15 protein-coding genes are annotated in these 16,115 nt (G+C 65.4%); 8 read left to right on the forward strand and 7 right to left on the reverse strand.

Annotated elements, in window-relative coordinates:
• Positions 1-720 precede the first annotated feature (720 nt).
• Positions 721-1,107 carry an SdpI family protein gene (locus tag LH390_RS01890; RefSeq protein WP_227280860.1) on the forward strand — a complete coding sequence of 129 codons (387 nt, stop codon included), beginning with the start codon at positions 721-723 and terminating at the stop codon, positions 1,105-1,107.
• 183 nt (positions 1,108-1,290) lie between these two features.
• On the opposite strand, the gene LH390_RS01895 is transcribed toward LH390_RS01890, so the two are convergent.
• From LH390_RS01895 to LH390_RS01915, 5 genes are read right to left on the reverse strand one after another with little or no spacing between them, the layout of a single operon-like run.
• Complete coding sequence (locus tag LH390_RS01895; RefSeq protein WP_227280859.1) at positions 1,291-1,518, reverse strand: phosphopantetheine-binding protein; 228 nt, start codon at positions 1,516-1,518, stop codon at positions 1,291-1,293.
• A 3-nt stretch (positions 1,519-1,521) separates the two neighbouring features.
• Positions 1,522-3,156 carry a (2,3-dihydroxybenzoyl)adenylate synthase gene (locus LH390_RS01900; RefSeq protein ID WP_428845116.1) on the reverse strand — a complete coding sequence of 545 codons (1,635 nt, stop codon included), beginning with the start codon at positions 3,154-3,156 and terminating at the stop codon, positions 1,522-1,524.
• Positions 3,153-4,286, reverse strand: a complete 1,134-nt coding sequence (locus tag LH390_RS01905; RefSeq protein WP_227280857.1) for an isochorismate synthase — start codon at positions 4,284-4,286, stop codon at positions 3,153-3,155. The genes LH390_RS01900 and LH390_RS01905 overlap by 4 nt, the downstream gene beginning before the upstream one ends.
• On the reverse strand, positions 4,283-4,918 hold the full coding sequence (locus LH390_RS01910; RefSeq protein WP_227280856.1) for an isochorismatase family protein: 636 nt from the start codon (positions 4,916-4,918) through the stop codon (positions 4,283-4,285). Before LH390_RS01910 ends, LH390_RS01905 begins: the two co-directional genes overlap by 4 nt.
• 38 nt (positions 4,919-4,956) lie before the next feature.
• Positions 4,957-5,733 carry an SDR family oxidoreductase gene (locus LH390_RS01915; RefSeq protein WP_227280855.1) on the reverse strand — a complete coding sequence of 259 codons (777 nt, stop codon included), beginning with the start codon at positions 5,731-5,733 and terminating at the stop codon, positions 4,957-4,959.
• A gap of 760 nt (positions 5,734-6,493) precedes the next feature.
• On the opposite strand from LH390_RS01915, the gene LH390_RS01920 reads away from it, so the two are divergent.
• The 3 genes from LH390_RS01920 (at position 6,494) to LH390_RS01930 (ending at position 8,416) form a co-directional block, all read left to right on the forward strand.
• A complete protein-coding gene (locus LH390_RS01920) occupies positions 6,494-7,042 on the forward strand; it encodes a hypothetical protein (RefSeq protein WP_227280854.1) in 549 nt (182 codons plus the stop codon).
• An 81-nt stretch (positions 7,043-7,123) separates the two neighbouring features.
• Complete coding sequence (locus LH390_RS01925; RefSeq protein ID WP_227280853.1) at positions 7,124-7,804, forward strand: hypothetical protein; 681 nt, start codon at positions 7,124-7,126, stop codon at positions 7,802-7,804.
• Between the two features lie 12 nt (positions 7,805-7,816).
• A complete protein-coding gene (locus LH390_RS01930; RefSeq protein WP_227280852.1) occupies positions 7,817-8,416 on the forward strand; it encodes a hypothetical protein in 600 nt (199 codons plus the stop codon).
• Between the two features lie 605 nt (positions 8,417-9,021).
• Here LH390_RS01930 and LH390_RS01935 read toward each other — a convergent pair.
• Complete coding sequence (locus tag LH390_RS01935) at positions 9,022-9,933, reverse strand: carbohydrate kinase family protein (protein WP_227280851.1); 912 nt, start codon at positions 9,931-9,933, stop codon at positions 9,022-9,024.
• 246 nt (positions 9,934-10,179) lie between these two features.
• On the opposite strand from LH390_RS01935, the gene LH390_RS01940 reads away from it, so the two are divergent.
• The 4 genes from LH390_RS01940 to LH390_RS11645 all read left to right on the forward strand — a co-directional run bounded on the left by LH390_RS01940 (position 10,180) and on the right by LH390_RS11645 (position 14,328).
• Complete coding sequence (locus LH390_RS01940) at positions 10,180-11,685, forward strand: glycoside hydrolase family 32 protein (RefSeq protein ID WP_227288254.1); 1,506 nt, start codon at positions 10,180-10,182, stop codon at positions 11,683-11,685.
• Positions 11,685-13,730 (forward strand): sucrose-specific PTS transporter subunit IIBC, encoded by a 2,046-nt coding sequence (locus LH390_RS01945; protein WP_227280849.1) that lies wholly within the window; start codon positions 11,685-11,687, stop codon positions 13,728-13,730. The genes LH390_RS01940 and LH390_RS01945 overlap by 1 nt, the downstream gene beginning before the upstream one ends.
• Positions 13,731-13,835: 105 nt before the next feature.
• Positions 13,836-14,087: a hypothetical protein gene (locus LH390_RS01950; protein WP_227280848.1), complete on the forward strand. Its 252-nt coding sequence runs from the start codon at positions 13,836-13,838 to the stop codon at positions 14,085-14,087.
• A gap of 28 nt (positions 14,088-14,115) precedes the next feature.
• Positions 14,116-14,328: a DUF2599 domain-containing protein gene (locus LH390_RS11645; protein ID WP_428845005.1), complete on the forward strand. Its 213-nt coding sequence runs from the start codon at positions 14,116-14,118 to the stop codon at positions 14,326-14,328.
• Positions 14,329-14,642: 314 nt separating this feature from the next.
• On the opposite strand, the gene LH390_RS01960 is transcribed toward LH390_RS11645, so the two are convergent.
• Positions 14,643-15,896, reverse strand: coding sequence for an amidohydrolase (locus LH390_RS01960; RefSeq protein ID WP_227280846.1), 1,254 nt, complete (start codon positions 15,894-15,896; stop codon positions 14,643-14,645).
• Positions 15,897-16,115 lie beyond the last annotated feature (219 nt).

Below are 16,115 nucleotides of genomic sequence, written 5' to 3' on the forward strand. Positions count from 1 at the left end.
ACGATCACGCAGAGCGCCAAGCTGGTGGGGCGGTGACGCGAAAATACATAACGCACAGTGAGGTACGCATGGTGGACAAACTCACGTTTCATGAACTCGCCTGGGCCCCGGGCCCGACTAGGGCCTTGATGGCCGCACTTCTCTGGGGGCTTGGGCTGGTATTCCTGTTCCTTGGAGGGATCAGCTTTTATATCTGGTGTGGCGTTTTTGCCCTCGTTGGATTTTCGTGCGCCATCTTTAACGTCTCCACAAAATGTGCCGAAGGTGGGGTCCTGTGCGTGTATGTCTGCGGCATTCGCATCTTTAAGGTGGATGCCGCGCAGGTGCGTTCCATACGCCTGGTGAACAATGCTGCGACGTCCTGGACTACCCGCTGGCTTTTTGGCCTGTACATCGCGGGCCGACGGAAATGGTGGGCTGCGGCAGGGGTCCCGTGGTGGAGATTGACGCCGGTGAAAAGGCTCTGCTTGTGACGCTGGGCAGGCATGAGGAGCTGGCCAGGGTCGTGGCGGGTGTGACGGGCCGAAGCGTGGACGAGATTGTAGGGGAAACGAGCATCCTGGGAATCTAGTTTCACACCAAAACGCCGAGGTTCTTGTGGGTGTGCGCCGTGGGGACGCGTAGTGGGACCGGTGATGACCGCAGTTCCCACGACCCGCGATGAAACGTCGGTTGCGGCCAGGATTCCGGTAAAGCCAGGCAGCGATGGGAAAGGAAAAGATGGCAGTGTGGATCACTGTCCTGACCGGATTGCTTTCTCTGTTTTGCGCACTCCTTTTTGCCCTTATTGCAGAGAAGAGCCGCCGGGGAACCCTGCCGCGGAATCCGATTGTGGGCATTCGATTGCCCAGCACCATGCAATCCGACGAGGCCTGGAAGGTAGCTCACCAGCGGACCTGGATAGGCACCGCTCTTGTCGCCCTTCTATTTCTTGTGGGCAGCATCTTCATGCTTGCCTGCTGGGAAATAACAGACATCTCCGATGCGGTTGTGGTGGCTGTCATATTGAGTGCGGCGGTGCCTGTCTTAGTGGTTCAGGCATCGTGCGCAAAGAAGGCAGCTCTGGGTTGGGTGGAAGCGCCCCCAAAGGGGACGGATGAAGCATGAGCGGGCAACCTAGGAAGGGGAAAAGAGGGTGTGGCGCTGTGTGGGCATTCAGGGCCGCATGCGAGGCAGCCACCCATCATGTGTGACTGTGCACAGCGCGACGCTGACGGTGGCCGGCTCGGTGGGTGGTGCGGTAGGCCTTGGCCTTGGTTGTGGGGTCAAGGCCAAGGATGCCGCGGGGCATTAGACCAGCAGGGCCACCCACTCATCCAGGGTGGGGGCCATCATGATCTGGTTGAAGTCCACCTCTGCGCCGTCGGCGCGCCAGTTTTCCACCAGCATGACGGTGCGCAGTGAGTCGAGTCCCTGGTCGGCCAGCGGAGTGGTGGGGTTGACCTCGTCGGGGGTAATGCCGAGGGCTTCGGCAATGTCGGCGGTGATGCGCTCGCGGGTCAGTGTGGTCTCGGCCATGGGCTATTCTCCTTGGGTTTCAGTGTCGGTCAGCAGTGCGGCGAGTTTGCGGCGCAGGGCCTTGCGGGAGATCTTGCCCACGCCGGTCAGTGGGAAGGAGTCCGCGAATTCAAAGCGGTCCGGGATCTTGTAGGTGGCCACGCCGCGTTCGCGCAGGAAGTCGCGCAGGTCTGCGGCGGTGGGGGTCTCAGCGCTGATCACGTAGGCACACGAGCGCTCGCCGAGGTAGTCGTCGGGGACGGCGACTAAGGCGGCGTCGATAACCGCTGGGTGGGCGATGAGATGGTTTTCAATCTCCTCGGCAGAAACTTTCTCCCCGCCGCGGTTGATCTGGTCCTTGTCGCGGCCCTCCACAACCAGGTGGCCGCTGGGCAGTTGGCGCACGATGTCGCCGGTGCGGTAGAAGCCGTCGGGGGTAAAGGAGCCCGGGTCGGCGCCGTGGAAGTAGCCGCGGATGGTGTAGGGCCCGCGGGTAAACAGGTTGCCGCGCTCGCTGTCCGGCACGGGGTTGCCTTCATCGTCGAGGATGAGGATTTCATCGTCGGGGGAGATGGGCCGGCCCTGGGTGCCCACGACGAGCTCGTCGGGGTCCTCGTTGCGGGTGTAGTTGACCAGCCCTTCGGCCATGCCAAAGACTTGGCGCAGCCGGCAGCCGAGGACGGGGCGCACGCGCGCGGCGGCCTCCGGGGTGAACTTCGCGCCGCCGACGCCGAGCTCTTCGAGGGTGTCTAGGGTGGCGTCGATGCGCGGGCGCATCTGTAGCCACATCATTGCCAGCGGTGGGACGGCGCAGGTGTAGGTGATTTTCTCGGCGTCGATAAGCCGAAACACTGAGGTCGGCGTGGGGTCCTCGGTGAGCACGCAGCACCCGCCGGCGCCGATGACGCCCAGAATGCCCGGCGAGCTCATAGTGAAATTGTGCGAAACCGGCAGCACCACCAGCATGCGGGTGTCCTGCGTGATGTGGCAGATGCGGTTGGACTCGCGCACGGAATACAGGTAGTCCGCGTGAGCGCGCGGAATGAGCTTAGGAATACCCGTCGTGCCACCGGAGACCTGCAAAAAGGCCAGGGACTCCGGATCCACCTCAGCAGGCTTATCGACGCCCCGGGGGTCCTCCTCCAGCGCATCCTCACCGCACACGATGAGCTGCGTATCCGCCCCCAGGGAGGCGATCACCTCGGCGGCGATGGCCGGGAAATCCACCCCTCCGCGCGCCTGCGTGGTCACCAGCGCCGCAGCCTGAGTCTCCCGCAGGAAGTGCGTCAACTCCGCGCCCCGGTGGGCCGGCAGCGCGAAAACGGGGCGCGCCCCCAGATAAAACACCGCAAACACCACGCGGAAATACTCCACCACGTTGGGCAGCTGGACCAGCACAAAGTCATCCCGGCCAATGCCGTGCTCAGCCAGCGCCGCCGCAGTGCTGCGCACGGCAGCCAGCAACTCCGCATAGGTCCAGCGCACCTCCTGGCCAGCCAGGTCATGGCCCACCAGCGCCGGGGCGTCCGGGTGAGCGGCGGCAGCCTGCGGCAGCCAGGTGGCTAAGGTGTCCTCATTCCAGTACCCGGCCGCGCGGTAGCGGCGCGCAAACTCCTCAGGAAACAGGGCGGCATTCTTCTCCGTCACAGCACCAATCATCCTTCCTTGTGGCTCAAACCATCTAGCGTATCTACGCCCAGCGCCGCGCGCACCGGGCCCAACTTGGTGGACGTTTCCGCCACCTCCACATCCGGGTCAGAGGTGGCCACTAGGCCGCCGCCGGCATGCGCGATGACCTGCGTGCCGGCGACCACCGCGCTGCGGATGACCACCCGCCACTCGCCGTTGCCGGCGCTATCAGACCAGCCCACCGCCCCGGCATAGAAGCCGCGATCCGGCTCCCGGCGCGCCAACTCCTCGCGCGCCTCGGCGCTGGGGAAGCCCGCCACCGCCGGGGTGGGATGCAGCGCCTGCGCCAGCTCCAGGGCGCTGACCTTCGGGTCTTTGAGCTGGCCGGTGATCCGGGTGCCCAGGTGCCAGGTAAACGCCGTGCGCGTCAGGCTCGGGCGCGCCGGGATGATCAGCTCGGTGCACAGGGGCTCGAGCACGCGGCGGATCTCCCGGGTGACGTAGGAGTGCTCATCAAGATCCTTGGCAGACAGCATCAGCTCCGTGGCGCGGGCCTGATCCTCCACCGGGTCCACGCTGCGCGGGGCGGTGCCCGCCAGGGGGTGCGACTCAATGTAGGGGCCGCGCTTGTATATCAGCAGCTCCGGGCTGGAGCCCACCAGCCACTGCCGGGCGTGGGTAGGGCCGGCGCTGGACAGGTCCACCAGGTGCCCGTGGCCGGTACCCGAATGCGCGATGAAGCGACTGAGCAGGACCTCCGGGTCGGCGGGCTTGTCCAGCTCAAAGGCCATCGCCCGGGATAACACCAGCTTGCGCAACTGCCCGTCGCGCAGGGTGCGCACGGCTTGGGCCACGCGCTGGCGATGCTCGTTGGCGCTGGGAATCGCGCGCTGCCCGACCACCCGGGCAGGAGAGTCAGCAGGGGTGCGAAACTCCGGTGCGCCGTGGCTAAACCAGTACCGCAGCGGGGTAAACAACGCCGGGGCATCCGTGGGGTGGAAGGGCAACGCGCCGGCGATGAGGCTAGGGCGCTGCGTGCCGCCGGCATGCAACGCCGTGATGGCCTGGCGCACATCCGGCCAGCTGCGCTGCGCCCCAATGCCTAACAGCGTGGAGCGGCTATCCGTCAAGACCAGACTATGGGCGGTATCGGAGGTCACTGCTGGGCCTCCAGCGATGCCACGGCGGCCGCGGTGGTCATGGCCACACCAGCACGGGTGCCCACCCAGTTGATCGCGCCGGCGTGCTCGCGGGCGCTAAAGTCCGCGATGGCATCAGTGATGAGGAAGGCCTCAATGTCATTCATGAACGCATCGGCCGCGCTGACCTGGCAGCCCATATGCCCGTACACGCCGGTGATGACCAGCTGATCGCGTCGCGCATGGGCCAGCGTCTCGCGCAGGTCGGTGCGCTGGAACGCCGAATAGCGCCACTTGGTCACCACGTGGTGGTGCGGCTGCGGGTGCAGCGCCTCGATGACGGCGGCCTGCTGCTTGGTAGACATGCCTTGGCCCCAGACCTCGGTGAGCAGACCGCGGCGCAGCGGATCCTGCGCGGGCGGCTGCACGGAGTAGAAGACGGGGGCCCCGGCGGCGTCGAAAAGCGCAATGAGCTGCTGGATATTGGCGATGACCGTGCGGATGGGATCCGCATCCGGGTCGAAGGCATCGATGAAATAGTTCTGCATGTCATGGACCAGCAAAGCCGCACGCTGCGGCTGGAGAGTCCAGTCCACGACGGGGGTCGGAAGGTCCGAAGGAATGCGATAAGACTCGATATGCGGAATGGGCACAGGCCCGGCAACCTTTCTGTTTGTGGTGCGCGAAGAATCTAAGAATCAAGGGTGGCGCCGCCATCGACGCGCAGGTCATGCATGGTGATGTGCCGGGCGGCAGGGGAGATGAGGAAAGCGCACGCCGCCGCGATATCCTCCGGCGAACCCAGCGTCGCGTCCGGAATGCCCAGCCGAAACTCCTCCGGGCTGCCAGCGATGACCCGGGCTGACTGATCCGTGCCCTCCGGCCACATACCGCGCAACATCGGCGTATCCGTGGAACCAGGAGAAACGATGTTGCAGCGCACCCCATGGCCAGCGCACTCCAGCGCCAGGACCCGAGTCCAGGCAGTCGCCGCAGCCTTCGACGCACAGTACGAGGCCATGCCCATCCGCGGCGTCGTCGCCGCATTAGAAGACACCACCACGATCGCCCCGCGGCCGCGCGCAATCATCAGCTCAGCCACCACGGAACACACATTGACCACCCCGCCCACGTTGACCTGAAGGCTGTGGCTCAAGCCCTGGGGATCCGGGGTGACGGCAGCATCCGCATGCAGGACGCCGGCGGCATGGACGAGGGCGTCGATAGGCTGGCGCGCGTCGAGAGCGCGCACCGTGGCGGCGATTGCCGCAGCATCGGTGACGTCATGATCAGGCAGATCCAAACCCGTCACCGTATCCCCCTGCGCCTCTAGCAGCGCGACCAGCGCGCGCCCGACGCCCCCCGCCGCGCCGGTGACAACAACGTGGCGAGGTGGTGCAGCGGCTTCAGCGGGGGTTGGTGCGGCAGCCTGTGCAGAAGGTGTTGCGGGGGCTTGGGATGACGGCACGATTGCACATTCTCCTTGCAAGTCACGAGCGGCCCGTCCCGGGGTACAGAGCACCGGGGTTCGGGCGCGCGAATCGGGGTCAGATGGGGGGCTAGGGGGTTCTGGGGTTAGGGGTCCACGCCGTCTCCCCGCATGGAGCGCGCGGCCCCTGCTGCTCCGAGCAGAGCGCCACACCTCCTGCGGGAAGCTAAGGCGGTGCTAATTGTAGGCCACGGATGCCGGTGCGGGAAGGTGAGGTGTGGGCCTGCCGCACAGGTTCACAACTCGGGTCATAACCCGGGATGTGCCAGGGGTGCCACGCTGCCACGGGGGTGAACCGCCCCTTATCCGGGTGTGTTCCATCGGCCCAACTTTTCGGGCCAAAGGATACCTATCAATTAGCGCTGATTCATTCATCAACGCGCTGTGCTGGGCTTATGATGGTACGTTCCAGGGCGAAAGTACCTGGTGAGGGGCATAAGCGGGGTGCAAGGTGGCGTCCAGAAAATGGCAAGGCTCCCAGCGAAACCTTAAAATTCAAGGGGCACTAACCGAGGAGCGAAAAACACCGCCAACCTTGGGCCCCATCCGTTCTATAACCTCATAACCACAGGATCCGGTGACTGCCCCACCACGACCCCACCCGGGGCCAGCGGCAGGGCAACCCGGCCGGAACCACACCTCACCCCCTGACCCAACCGGGCACAACAAGGGGGGACAGGTTCCCCGCAATCGTGCACCACGGGGACCGGTCGATACCGCCAAACCGAAAGGCACTCTCATGCGCAACAAGATCATTGCCACGCTGACCGCAGGTGTAATCACCATGGGTGGCGTCGCTTTCGCGCCGCTGGCCTCCGCCGCCGTCCCGGTCGTCCCGGGCACCGTCGGCGAATCCTGCTCCGCTGAAGGCCAGCGCGGCCAGGAACTCAAGATCACCGGCTCCACCTTCGAGGTCGAAGGCACCGCCACCGTGGCCAACTTCAACGACTCCGATCTGCCCCTGACGCAGACCATCCGCGAAGGCAAGTCCAAGACCTGGAACGTCGGCGGCTCCGTCGACTTCGACCTGCTCAAGCTGTTCCACGTCACCTTCAACGCCGGCTACTCCTCCACCCAAACCTGGGAAGTCGGCCAGACCATCGGCCCGTACCAGGTCAAGCCCGGATACACCGGCGTCCTGGAGTACGGCTTCCTCAACCACGACTTCCAGGGCACCCACATTCGCTGCTCCGGCGGCACCTGGGTTGACGAGGGTCGCCCCTTCCACGGCACCATCCCCAAGGAGCGCCACGTGAAGGTCTCCATGCGGGAAAACAGCAACAACTAACCACCGTGAGCCACCCGGGGTTGGGGTGCCGCACCGCACACCCCATGTCCGGGCCATCCACCCTCAGCTAAGGACAACACAATGAGGAAGACCATAGTTAGCGCCATCTGCGCGCTGGCAGTCGGAATCGGGCCCTTCGCCGCACCGGCATTCGCCGGCCCCAGCGGCAACGTCACCCCCGACCAGGATGAGCACCGGGACAGCTTCATTAACGATGAGGCGTGTGACCCGAACTCTGCCGAAGGGCAGCGTCACCCCTGGGAGCAATGGGTCAAAGACGAGTGGGACCGCTACAACGGCACCACCTCCTTTACCAACACCTCCGACCGCCCCATCACCTTCTCCCTGGAAGTCACCGAAGGCGTCAACGAGTCCGTCTCCGCGATGAGCTCCGGTAACACCTGGGACGTCTTCTTGAGCGGCGTGAAGAACCGGTACGGGATCGTGGAGACCTCCGAATGGTCCGTCGGCGACAAGCTCGGCCCCGTCACCGTCAAGCCCGGCGAAACCGTGCGCGCAGACTACGGCGTCCACATGAAGGAATTCATCGGCCGCGTCCGCACCTGCGACAAGCGCACCCAACTGTGGCGCACCGAACGCTACTTCGGTGAATACCACGGCAAGGGCCCCAGCACCCGGTTTGTGGTCTGGCACCGCACCACCAAGGAAGGCGACTACCGCCAGAACTACGTCCCGGTTGCCGGAAACAAGGGCTCCCAGGGCGATTCCGGCCCCGGCGCCGCGACGATTGATGGGAAGTAAATAGCCATGCACATGCGCACAACTGCCGCCACCGTCGTGGCCGCCGCGACCCTCCTGAGCAGCCTCGCCGGAATCACCACCGCCGGCGCGGAAGAAATCGAGAGCAACAAGACCGGCACCACCGCCGATGGCTGGACCCCCGTGCCCGCGCTCAAGGAAGTCGAACGCGGTCCTGAACCCGGAACCCAGTGCGAATCCCGCGGCGAAGTCCGCGAATTTGTCAAGGCAACCGGATCCCACTTCGACGTTGAAGGCCAAATCTCCTCGGCCAACGACACCGACGGCGTGGTCCCGCTCAAGCAGCAGCTCAAGGAAACCAAGAAGAAGAAGTGGACCTGGTCCACCACGGTGACCATCAAGCTGACCCAGGAAATCTCCAAGAAGTACCAGTGGGAATACAACCGGGAAATGATCTGGTCCATGGGCCAGGTTGTGGGGCCCTATGACCTCAAGCCCGGCGAAAAGGGAACCCTGGCCTGGGGCTTCATCATGGATGACTACACCAGCCAGCGAGTGCGTTGCGACGGCTCTTCGTGGCAGTCCATTGGCCGCCAGAACTTCGGTTCCGCCCCGCGCGAGCGCCACGTGGAGGCCCGCATCGAAAAGATGTAACGCTTCACCTGCGTAGCGTTTCCGCTCACGCGTAACCCCCTTTCCTCCCCATCACGCCACCAGCTGGCCGGGGCGGGAAGGGGGTTTTGTGCGTTGCTTTTGGGGAATGGGTGCTGCTGGCCGCCTAGAGGCGGTGGAGGGGGCGCGGTGCCCCGCACATGCACCGTGTGACTGGTGTGACTACCCGAGTGCGCAAAACACCCCCGAAAACGCCCATTTTCACCCCCGAAAACGCACCGTGTAAACCCCACCAGTCACACGGTGCAATCGATGCCGTGCGCGCCCTCCTCAAGCCATAGGCCGAACGGGGAGGGAAGAGGGGTGTGCGCTGTCCGAGTAGGGGGCCGGGCGAGCAGCGCTGCGGTGGAGCTCGACCTTGGGGGAAAGGGCGTCGAGTAGCGTGCGGCGCGCACCGTGTGACTGGTGTGACTACCCGAGTGCGCAAAACACCCCCGAAAACGCCCTTTTTCACCCCCGAAAACGCACCGTGTAAACCCCACCAGTCACACGGTGCAAGTGAGGCCGCGCAAGGGACACCGCGCACGCGACGCCGCCGGACGCACACCACGCCTCTCTGGCGACGCGGAGCAAGGCCCGCGGGTCGGCTAGCGCTCGGCGGTGAGGAATTCCTGGAGCTCGGCGCTGGTGGGCGGCTGGGCGCCGGTGCGCGAGCAGGTGATGGCGGCAGCGGCGGCGGCGGTGCGGATGATGTCGCGCCAGGTGTCGGTGGGGACGTCGGTAAGCGAGTCGGCCGTGGTGGCACCGCGTTGGTCGAGTTCGGCGACGATGGTTCCCATGATGGTGTCGCCGGCGCCGATGGTGTCGGCAACGGTGGTCGGGTAGGCGGGGACAGTATCGGCCTGATCGGCGCGGTAGAAGGTGAGGCCTTCGCCGCCGTCGGTGACAACGATGTAGGGCACGCCGGTGGCGCGCAGTGTGTCGATGCCGCCGAAGAAGTCGACCTCGTCGGCGGAGAGTTTGAGCAGGGTGGTGGAAGCGCAGAGCTCGAGGAGGCGGGCGCGGTGGGCGTCGGTGGCAAAGGAGGGGCGGATGTTGGGGTCGACGGCGATGATCCCGCCGTTGCGGGCATGCTCTTGTGCGACGGTGAGGTAGCGGGATGCGGCGGGTTCCCAGGCCAGGGAGCAGGTGCCAAAGACGGCCAGAGCAGCTGGGTCGGTGGGTGCGGTGGGGTGGGCGAGCCGGTCGGCGGTGGCGTCGTTGTAGAAGTTGAAGGAGGCGGAGCCGTCTTCGGCAAGCGCGGTGACCGCGAGGGTTGTGGGCTCGTCGCCTTCTTCTACGCCGCTGGTGTCTACCCCTTCGTCTTGGAGGCGTTGGCGCAGGGCCTGGCCGAAGGCATCGGTGGACAGTCGGGAGTGGAAGCGCACGGGGCGGCCTTGGCGGGCGGTGGCGATTGCTACGTTGTAGGGGCCGCCGCCGAGTGCGGGTACAAGCGGAGACAGGGGGGTGTTGTCCTGGGGGACGAGGTCGATGAGGCCTTCGCCGTAGACGTCGATCATGGTGGTAAGTGCCTTCCTGGCTAGGCCGTCAAGGGGGCGGTGGTGGTGGCTAAGACTAGGACGTAAGGCTAGCAAGTATGGCGCTGCTTCGATCGGATGTTGGCTGCTGGCGTGTGGCTGCGCCCGCCGCCGAACAGGCCCATTCGGGCTGTTAGGCCTGTGCTGCCCCTGAGAAACAAACTAAATCGGGTGAGATCGGACACAAAACTCACAAATTGTGGGGGTGGAACGGCTAAGGTGAGTGCCATGGCGAGCACTCACTATCGTCCCGTCTTCCATGTCAGTCCTCCGCTGGGTCGGCTCAATGATCCTAATGGCTTGTTTCTGGGGGATAACGGGGATCTGCACGTGTTTTATCAGCATGATCCCTACTTCCCCCACGCGGCCAAGCGCACCGGGTGGGGGCATGTGGTGATTCCGCTCGCCGGCGGGCAGGCTGGGATTCCTCGCCATCTTCCGGACGCGCTGGTCCCGGACCGGGACTATGACAGCCACGGCTGCTATTCCGGCTGCGCGGTGCGCCCCGCCGCCAACCAGCGCCCCGCCGCCGACCAGCACCACGGCAGCGACCAGCGCCCCGCCGCCAACCAGCACCACGGCAGCGACACCCCGCACGAACCCATCCGCCTCTTCTACACCGGCAACCACAAGTCCGACACCGGCCGTGTGGCCACCCAGAACGTGGTGGTGGTCGATGACCCGGATGGCCCGCTCGGCGGCACGTATACCAAGGCGCCTACAAATCCGGTGATCGCTGATCGCGCGCCGGGCACGACTCCGCATTTCCGGGATCCTCATGTCAGCGCGGACCCGCAGACTCCCGGGGCCTGGCGCATGGTGCTGGGCGCGCAGCTTGGTCAGGGCGAGGGTGGCGAAGGCGCAGGGACCGGCGCGATTGCGTTGTATCGCAGCGATGATCTGGATTCCTGGGATTTCGCCGGCATGCTCAGCTTTGATACTTCCCAGGCAACCCCGGGCGATGCCCCGGATCTGGTGCCGGGCGGCTACATGTGGGAGTGCCCGAATCTGGTGCGCCTGCGCGACGAGGCCACCGGCCAGGACCAGGACGTGCTGGTGTTGTGTCCGCAGGGCCTCGAAGAGGTCGAGGAGATGGACCCGGATCACCCGGATGTCATGTTCACCCATTACGCCAGCTCGGATCAGTGCGGCTACCTGGTGGGTCGCCTCGAGGGCACTACTTTCCACGTCACCCGGGGTTTTAGCGAGCTGGATGTGGGCCATGAGTTTTATGCCCCGCAGCTGTTGGGCACCGGCGATGGGGCGGCGCTGATGCTGGGGTGGATGGGCCTGCCCGGCCAGGATGACAAGCCCACGTTGGCGGAGGGCTGGGTGCACATGTTGACGTGCGTGCGCCGGGTCACCTTGCGCGACGGGTGGCTCTATCAGCGCCCGCTGGTGCCCGAGCAGTGCCCGCGGTGGCGTGGGCAGCTGGGGGAGCGGGACGTCGATAAGCAGCTTGTCGACGCCGCCGGTGCCCCGGTGGTGCGCATCTCCTACGACGCGCAGGCGCACGCGCTGAGCATCGCTCGGCGCGGCGGCGGGCCCGGTCTGGATCGCGGGGATGGCAATTCCTGGGACACGCGCACCGTCCGGGTGCCGCGGGGGGACGTGGAGATCATCGTCGATGGGGCGGCCGTGGAGGTCTTTGCCGGCGATGGCGCCGTCAGCGCCGCATTGCAGGCCTACCCGCTGATCGATATTGCAGAATTCAACAAGAAAGATGAACACTAGTGGATCACAAAGACGTAGCCAGCCGGGTGCTGGCCGCGGTCGGCGGTGAGGACAACATCGTCGCCGCCGCGCACTGCGCCACCCGCCTGCGGATGGTGCTCAAGGATGACAAGGCCATCGACCGCGCGGCGCTGGACAACGACCCGGACCTGAAGGGCACCTTCGAATCCGGCGGCATGTTCCAGGTCATCGTGGGCCCTGGCGATGTCAACGAGGTATTCAAAAACCTCGACGCCATGACCACCAAGAGCATTGCGGTGAGCACCGACGAGCTGAAGAACGTGGCCGCCAACTCCGGCAACTGGTTCTCCCGCGCCGTGAAAATGCTGGCCGATATCTTCGTCCCGCTCATCCCCATCCTCGTCGGTGGCGGTCTCCTCATGGCACTCAACAACGTGCTCACCGCCGAGGGGATCTTCGGGGACCAATCGCTTATCGACGCCCACCCGGCCATCGCCGACATCTCCGGGCTGATCAACCTGCTCGCCGCCGCCCCCTTCGCCTTCCTGCCCGTCCTGGTCGGGTTCACCGCAACCAAACGCTTCGGCGGCAACGAATACCTCGGCGCCGGCATGGGCATGGCCATGGTCATGCCCTCCCTGGTCAATGGCTACGAAGTCGCCGCCACCACCGCCGCCGGCGAGATGCCCTACTGGGACATCTTTGGCCTGCACGTAGCCCAAGCCGGCTACCAGGGCACCGTCCTGCCCGTGCTGGTGGTCTCCTGGCTGCTAGCCACCACGGAGAAGTTCCTCCACCGCCACCTCAAGGGCACCGTCGACTTCCTGGTCACGCCCGTGCTCACCCTGCTGGTCACCGGATTTATCACGTTCATTGCCGTCGGCCCGGTCATGCGCACCGCCGGCGACTGGCTGGGCGAAGGCCTGGCCTGGCTCTACAACGTCGCCGGCCCGGTCGGCGGCCTGCTCTTTGGCCTGGTCTACTCGCCGATCGTGATCACCGGCCTGCACCAGTCCTTCCCGCCCATTGAAATCCAACTGTGGGCCTCCGACAACGGCTCCTTCATCTTCGCCGTCGCCTCCATGGCCAACATCGCCCAAGGCGCAGTCACCCTCGCCGTGTGGACGCTGGCCAAGTCCGACAAGCTCAAGGGCCTGGCCGGGGCTTCAGGCTTCTCCGCCATCTTTGGCATCACCGAACCGGCCATCTTCGGCGTGAACCTGCGGCTGCGCTGGCCCTTCTTCATCGGCATGGGCGCGGCCGCCATCGGCGGTGCGCTCATCGCGCTTCTCGACGTCAAGGCCGTGGCCCTCGGCGCGGCCGGCTTCATCGGCGTGGTCTCCATGCGCGCCGGCGACTGGGGTGCCTTCCTCGGCTGCGCCGTCGCCGTGTTCATCCTGGCCTTCGCCGCCGCCTGGAGCTACGGGCGCTACCTGATCAAGCGCAATGGCTCCATCGATCCTGACGCAGTCGAGGCGCCGGGGGCCAGCGCTGCGGCCGGTGCTGCCGGTGCGGGTGCTGCCGGTGCCGGTGCTGCTGGTGCTGCCGCTGTGGCCGCCGCCGACGCCGCCCACGTCGCCTCCCCGCTGACCGGATCCGTCACCGAACTCGCCGCCGTCTCCGACCCGATGTTCGCCGCCGGCAAGCTCGGCGCCGGGCTGGCCATCACCCCCACGGTCGGCGAACTGCGCAGCCCGCTTAACGGCACGGTCACCGTCGCCTTCCCCTCCGGGCATGCGTTCGCCGTGCGAGGCACCGACGAGAAGGGCAACAACGTCGACGTGCTCATGCACATCGGCTTTGACACCGTCAACCTGGAAGGCAAGCACTTCAACCCGCGGGCCGCAAAGGGCGACACCGTGCGTGCCGGTGACGTGCTGTGTGAGTTTGACATCGCCGGGATTAAGGACGCCGGCTATGAGGTCACCACCCCCGTGGTGGTAGCCAACTCCAAGAAGACCGGGCCGGTTCTGCCCGCCGCAGGGCTGGCACTTCCTGGCGAGGTTGCCGCTGGTGAGGAACTGTTTACCGTCGATCCCAAGCAACCGGCGCAGGCGCAGGCCCCGGCACAGCCACAGGCCTAGGCACCTCGCCGCGAGCGCCCCGCCGCGTGCGAGGCGCCGCGCGCCCAACGCACCCCAATTCGCGCCCCGTACCTCTTTCGGTGCGGGGCGCTTATCCTGTGCAGCATGACCGGTCCCCGCGATCTGCGCTTCCCGTCGCTGACGTTGAACCTCCTCGACGCGCGCGACCGCTTCACCGTGCTGCGTAGCCGTCGCCGCCGTGAATCACCCACCGGTGACCAGGTCTCCAGCGTCTATCTTTTCGACCCAACCACCTTTAATGAGGTCCTCGTAGGTTTCGTGGCGGACGAAGCCCTGATCCCGACGCTGGCCACCCGGCTTCGCCCAGAGTGGAAGAGCTATGAGCTGCCGTTATAAGGTATTTCCTACAGTTCTTGGTAGGGCGATGCGTTCTCCAATACCTGAAACGTTCGGATGGCGCGAAGCTAAATCAAAAGGTGTTGCTGACACAGGAAGCCTGCATAATCAATTTGTTTGCCATCCTCTGTCTCAGGTGGCCCGAGTAAAAGCCAGTTGGAATCTTGAATCCTGGCGTCCAGATGTAGGTATTGCGCGCACGATCGCGGCCCGATGCAATCCTGGAGGCGGGGATGACTGATTCTGGTGGCCTCCATGAGGCCTCGGCAAAAAGAGGTAGCAAGAAATCTCGGCTGCAAATCCTTCTGATTATTCTGACCTCAGCCTCATTCGTGCTGATGGTTATAGTGAATTATGCAGTCGGGATCAGCGCGGACGAGACTTACTATGGGTCGCGCAGCTGGCATGTCTTAGGCTGGGTGACTGTAGGCGTGTTCATATCCATGTGTGCGGTGACCTTGCTCACCTATCTCATGCGGCGAAAATGCACTCCCTAGGAAGGTCAGTATTGACCTGTCCGTCTTGGGCAGGGGGCTGCACCTTCCGGAGCTTTAATTAGCCACGCCCTAGCCACGCGCAGGCCGCGACAACGATGGCCTCCACGCCGCGGTCGAGGGTCGGACGCATGTCTGGCGCGAAGCCGGGGTGGTGGTTGCCGGGTGCGGCGGCGGCATCGGCAAACCCGCCGAGGCCCCAGTAGACGTAGGGGCAGCCGAGGGAGTCGGGAATGATGGAGAAGTCTTCCGACGCGGATTGCCGGGCCATGTCTACGGAGTCATCCCCGAAGTAGTGGTCAAAGGCGGCGCGCACGGTTGCGGTGGCGGCTGCGTCATTGTCGGTGATGGGGAATTGGCTATAAAACTCAAATTCCGGCGGCGTGGGGCACGCGGCCCCTTCGCATTCTGCGGTGATGATGCGCACGATGCCCTGGTGGAGTGTGTCGCGCACCTCGGGTGAAAAGGCGCGCACGTTGATCATGAGGGTGGCGGTGTCCGGGATGATATTCGGTGCGCTTCCGGCCTGGATAGAGCCGACTGTGACCACGCCGAAGTCGTGCGGGGCGAGGCTGCGGGAGACCAATGTTTGCAGCTTCATCACCGCACTGCTGGCCACCACTACGGGGTCGACCGCCAGCTGCGGCATGGATCCGTGCCCGCCGCGCCCAAAGATGGTCACTGTCATGGATTCGGCGGTGGAAAACACCGGCCCGGCGATGGTGCCCACGCATCCGCCCGGGATGGTGCCCAGCACGTGCTGGCCGAGGTACACATCGGGGCGGGGGTCAAGCAGCTTGTCGACGCCCCCGTCCACCATCGCGCGCGCCCCCTCGCCGGTCTCCTCGCCGGGCTGGAACACCGCGTGGAAGGTCCCGGACCACGCCTCCGGGTGGGCGGCGAGCGCCTGCACGGCACCCAGCAGGGCGGTGATGTGGACGTCGTGGCCGCAGGCGTGAGCCACCGGCACTTCTTCGCCGGCCCGGTTGACCTGCGTGGCGGTGGAGGCGTAGTCCTTGCCGGAGTCTTCTTTGACCGGCAGGCCGTCATAGTCCGCGCGCATGGCCACGGTGGGGCCGTCGCCGTTGCGCAGCGTGGCAACGATCCCGGTGGTGCCCGGGCTGATGGGGGTGACCGTCGCGGCGTCGATAAGCGAAAGCTCGTGGATGATGCGCTCGGCGGTTGCGTGCTCCTGCATGGACAGCTCGGGGTGGCGGTGGAACTGCGTGTACAGGGCCTCGCGCGCGGGGCGCGTGGCCGCCAGCTCGCCCAGAATGCGCTGGATATCCTGGGTATGCGCGCGGTTGTCAGGCATGGGTTTTCCCCTTTCGTGGGCGGAAGATATGGGTGCGGCGCCACCAAGAAGAGTGAATCGTCATACCAACGATAGGTCGGCTGTACGCGGGTTGGCTAGCGGGGGCGGTCAGTAGGGCCGATGATGAGGGTCGTTCGGGGCGCCGCGGCACCCTTTGCCCTCCGCAGGTCGGGTGTGGTTAAATGTTCGGGTTGCGTGCACAGGTCGGCGTGGCCGGTG

This window comes from Corynebacterium uberis (assembly GCF_020616335.1).
Lineage (GTDB): Bacteria > Actinomycetota > Actinomycetes > Mycobacteriales > Mycobacteriaceae > Corynebacterium > Corynebacterium uberis.

Coding starts and splice junctions, on each gene's coding strand:
- LH390_RS11645 (WP_428845005.1), top strand. CDS start 14,116: ATGCGTTCTCCAATACCTGAAACGTTCGGATGGCGCGAAGCTAAATCA.
- LH390_RS01960 (WP_227280846.1), bottom strand. CDS start 15,896: ATGCCTGACAACCGCGCGCATACCCAGGATATCCAGCGCATTCTGGGC.
- LH390_RS01890 (WP_227280860.1), top strand. CDS start 721: ATGGCAGTGTGGATCACTGTCCTGACCGGATTGCTTTCTCTGTTTTGC.
- LH390_RS01920 (WP_227280854.1), top strand. CDS start 6,494: ATGCGCAACAAGATCATTGCCACGCTGACCGCAGGTGTAATCACCATG.
- LH390_RS01925 (WP_227280853.1), top strand. CDS start 7,124: ATGAGGAAGACCATAGTTAGCGCCATCTGCGCGCTGGCAGTCGGAATC.
- LH390_RS01895 (WP_227280859.1), bottom strand. CDS start 1,518: ATGGCCGAGACCACACTGACCCGCGAGCGCATCACCGCCGACATTGCC.
- LH390_RS01935 (WP_227280851.1), bottom strand. CDS start 9,933: ATGATCGACGTCTACGGCGAAGGCCTCATCGACCTCGTCCCCCAGGAC.
- LH390_RS01950 (WP_227280848.1), top strand. CDS start 13,836: ATGACCGGTCCCCGCGATCTGCGCTTCCCGTCGCTGACGTTGAACCTC.
- LH390_RS01930 (WP_227280852.1), top strand. CDS start 7,817: ATGCGCACAACTGCCGCCACCGTCGTGGCCGCCGCGACCCTCCTGAGC.
- LH390_RS01900 (WP_428845116.1), bottom strand. CDS start 3,156: ATGATTGGTGCTGTGACGGAGAAGAATGCCGCCCTGTTTCCTGAGGAG.
- LH390_RS01940 (WP_227288254.1), top strand. CDS start 10,180: ATGGCGAGCACTCACTATCGTCCCGTCTTCCATGTCAGTCCTCCGCTG.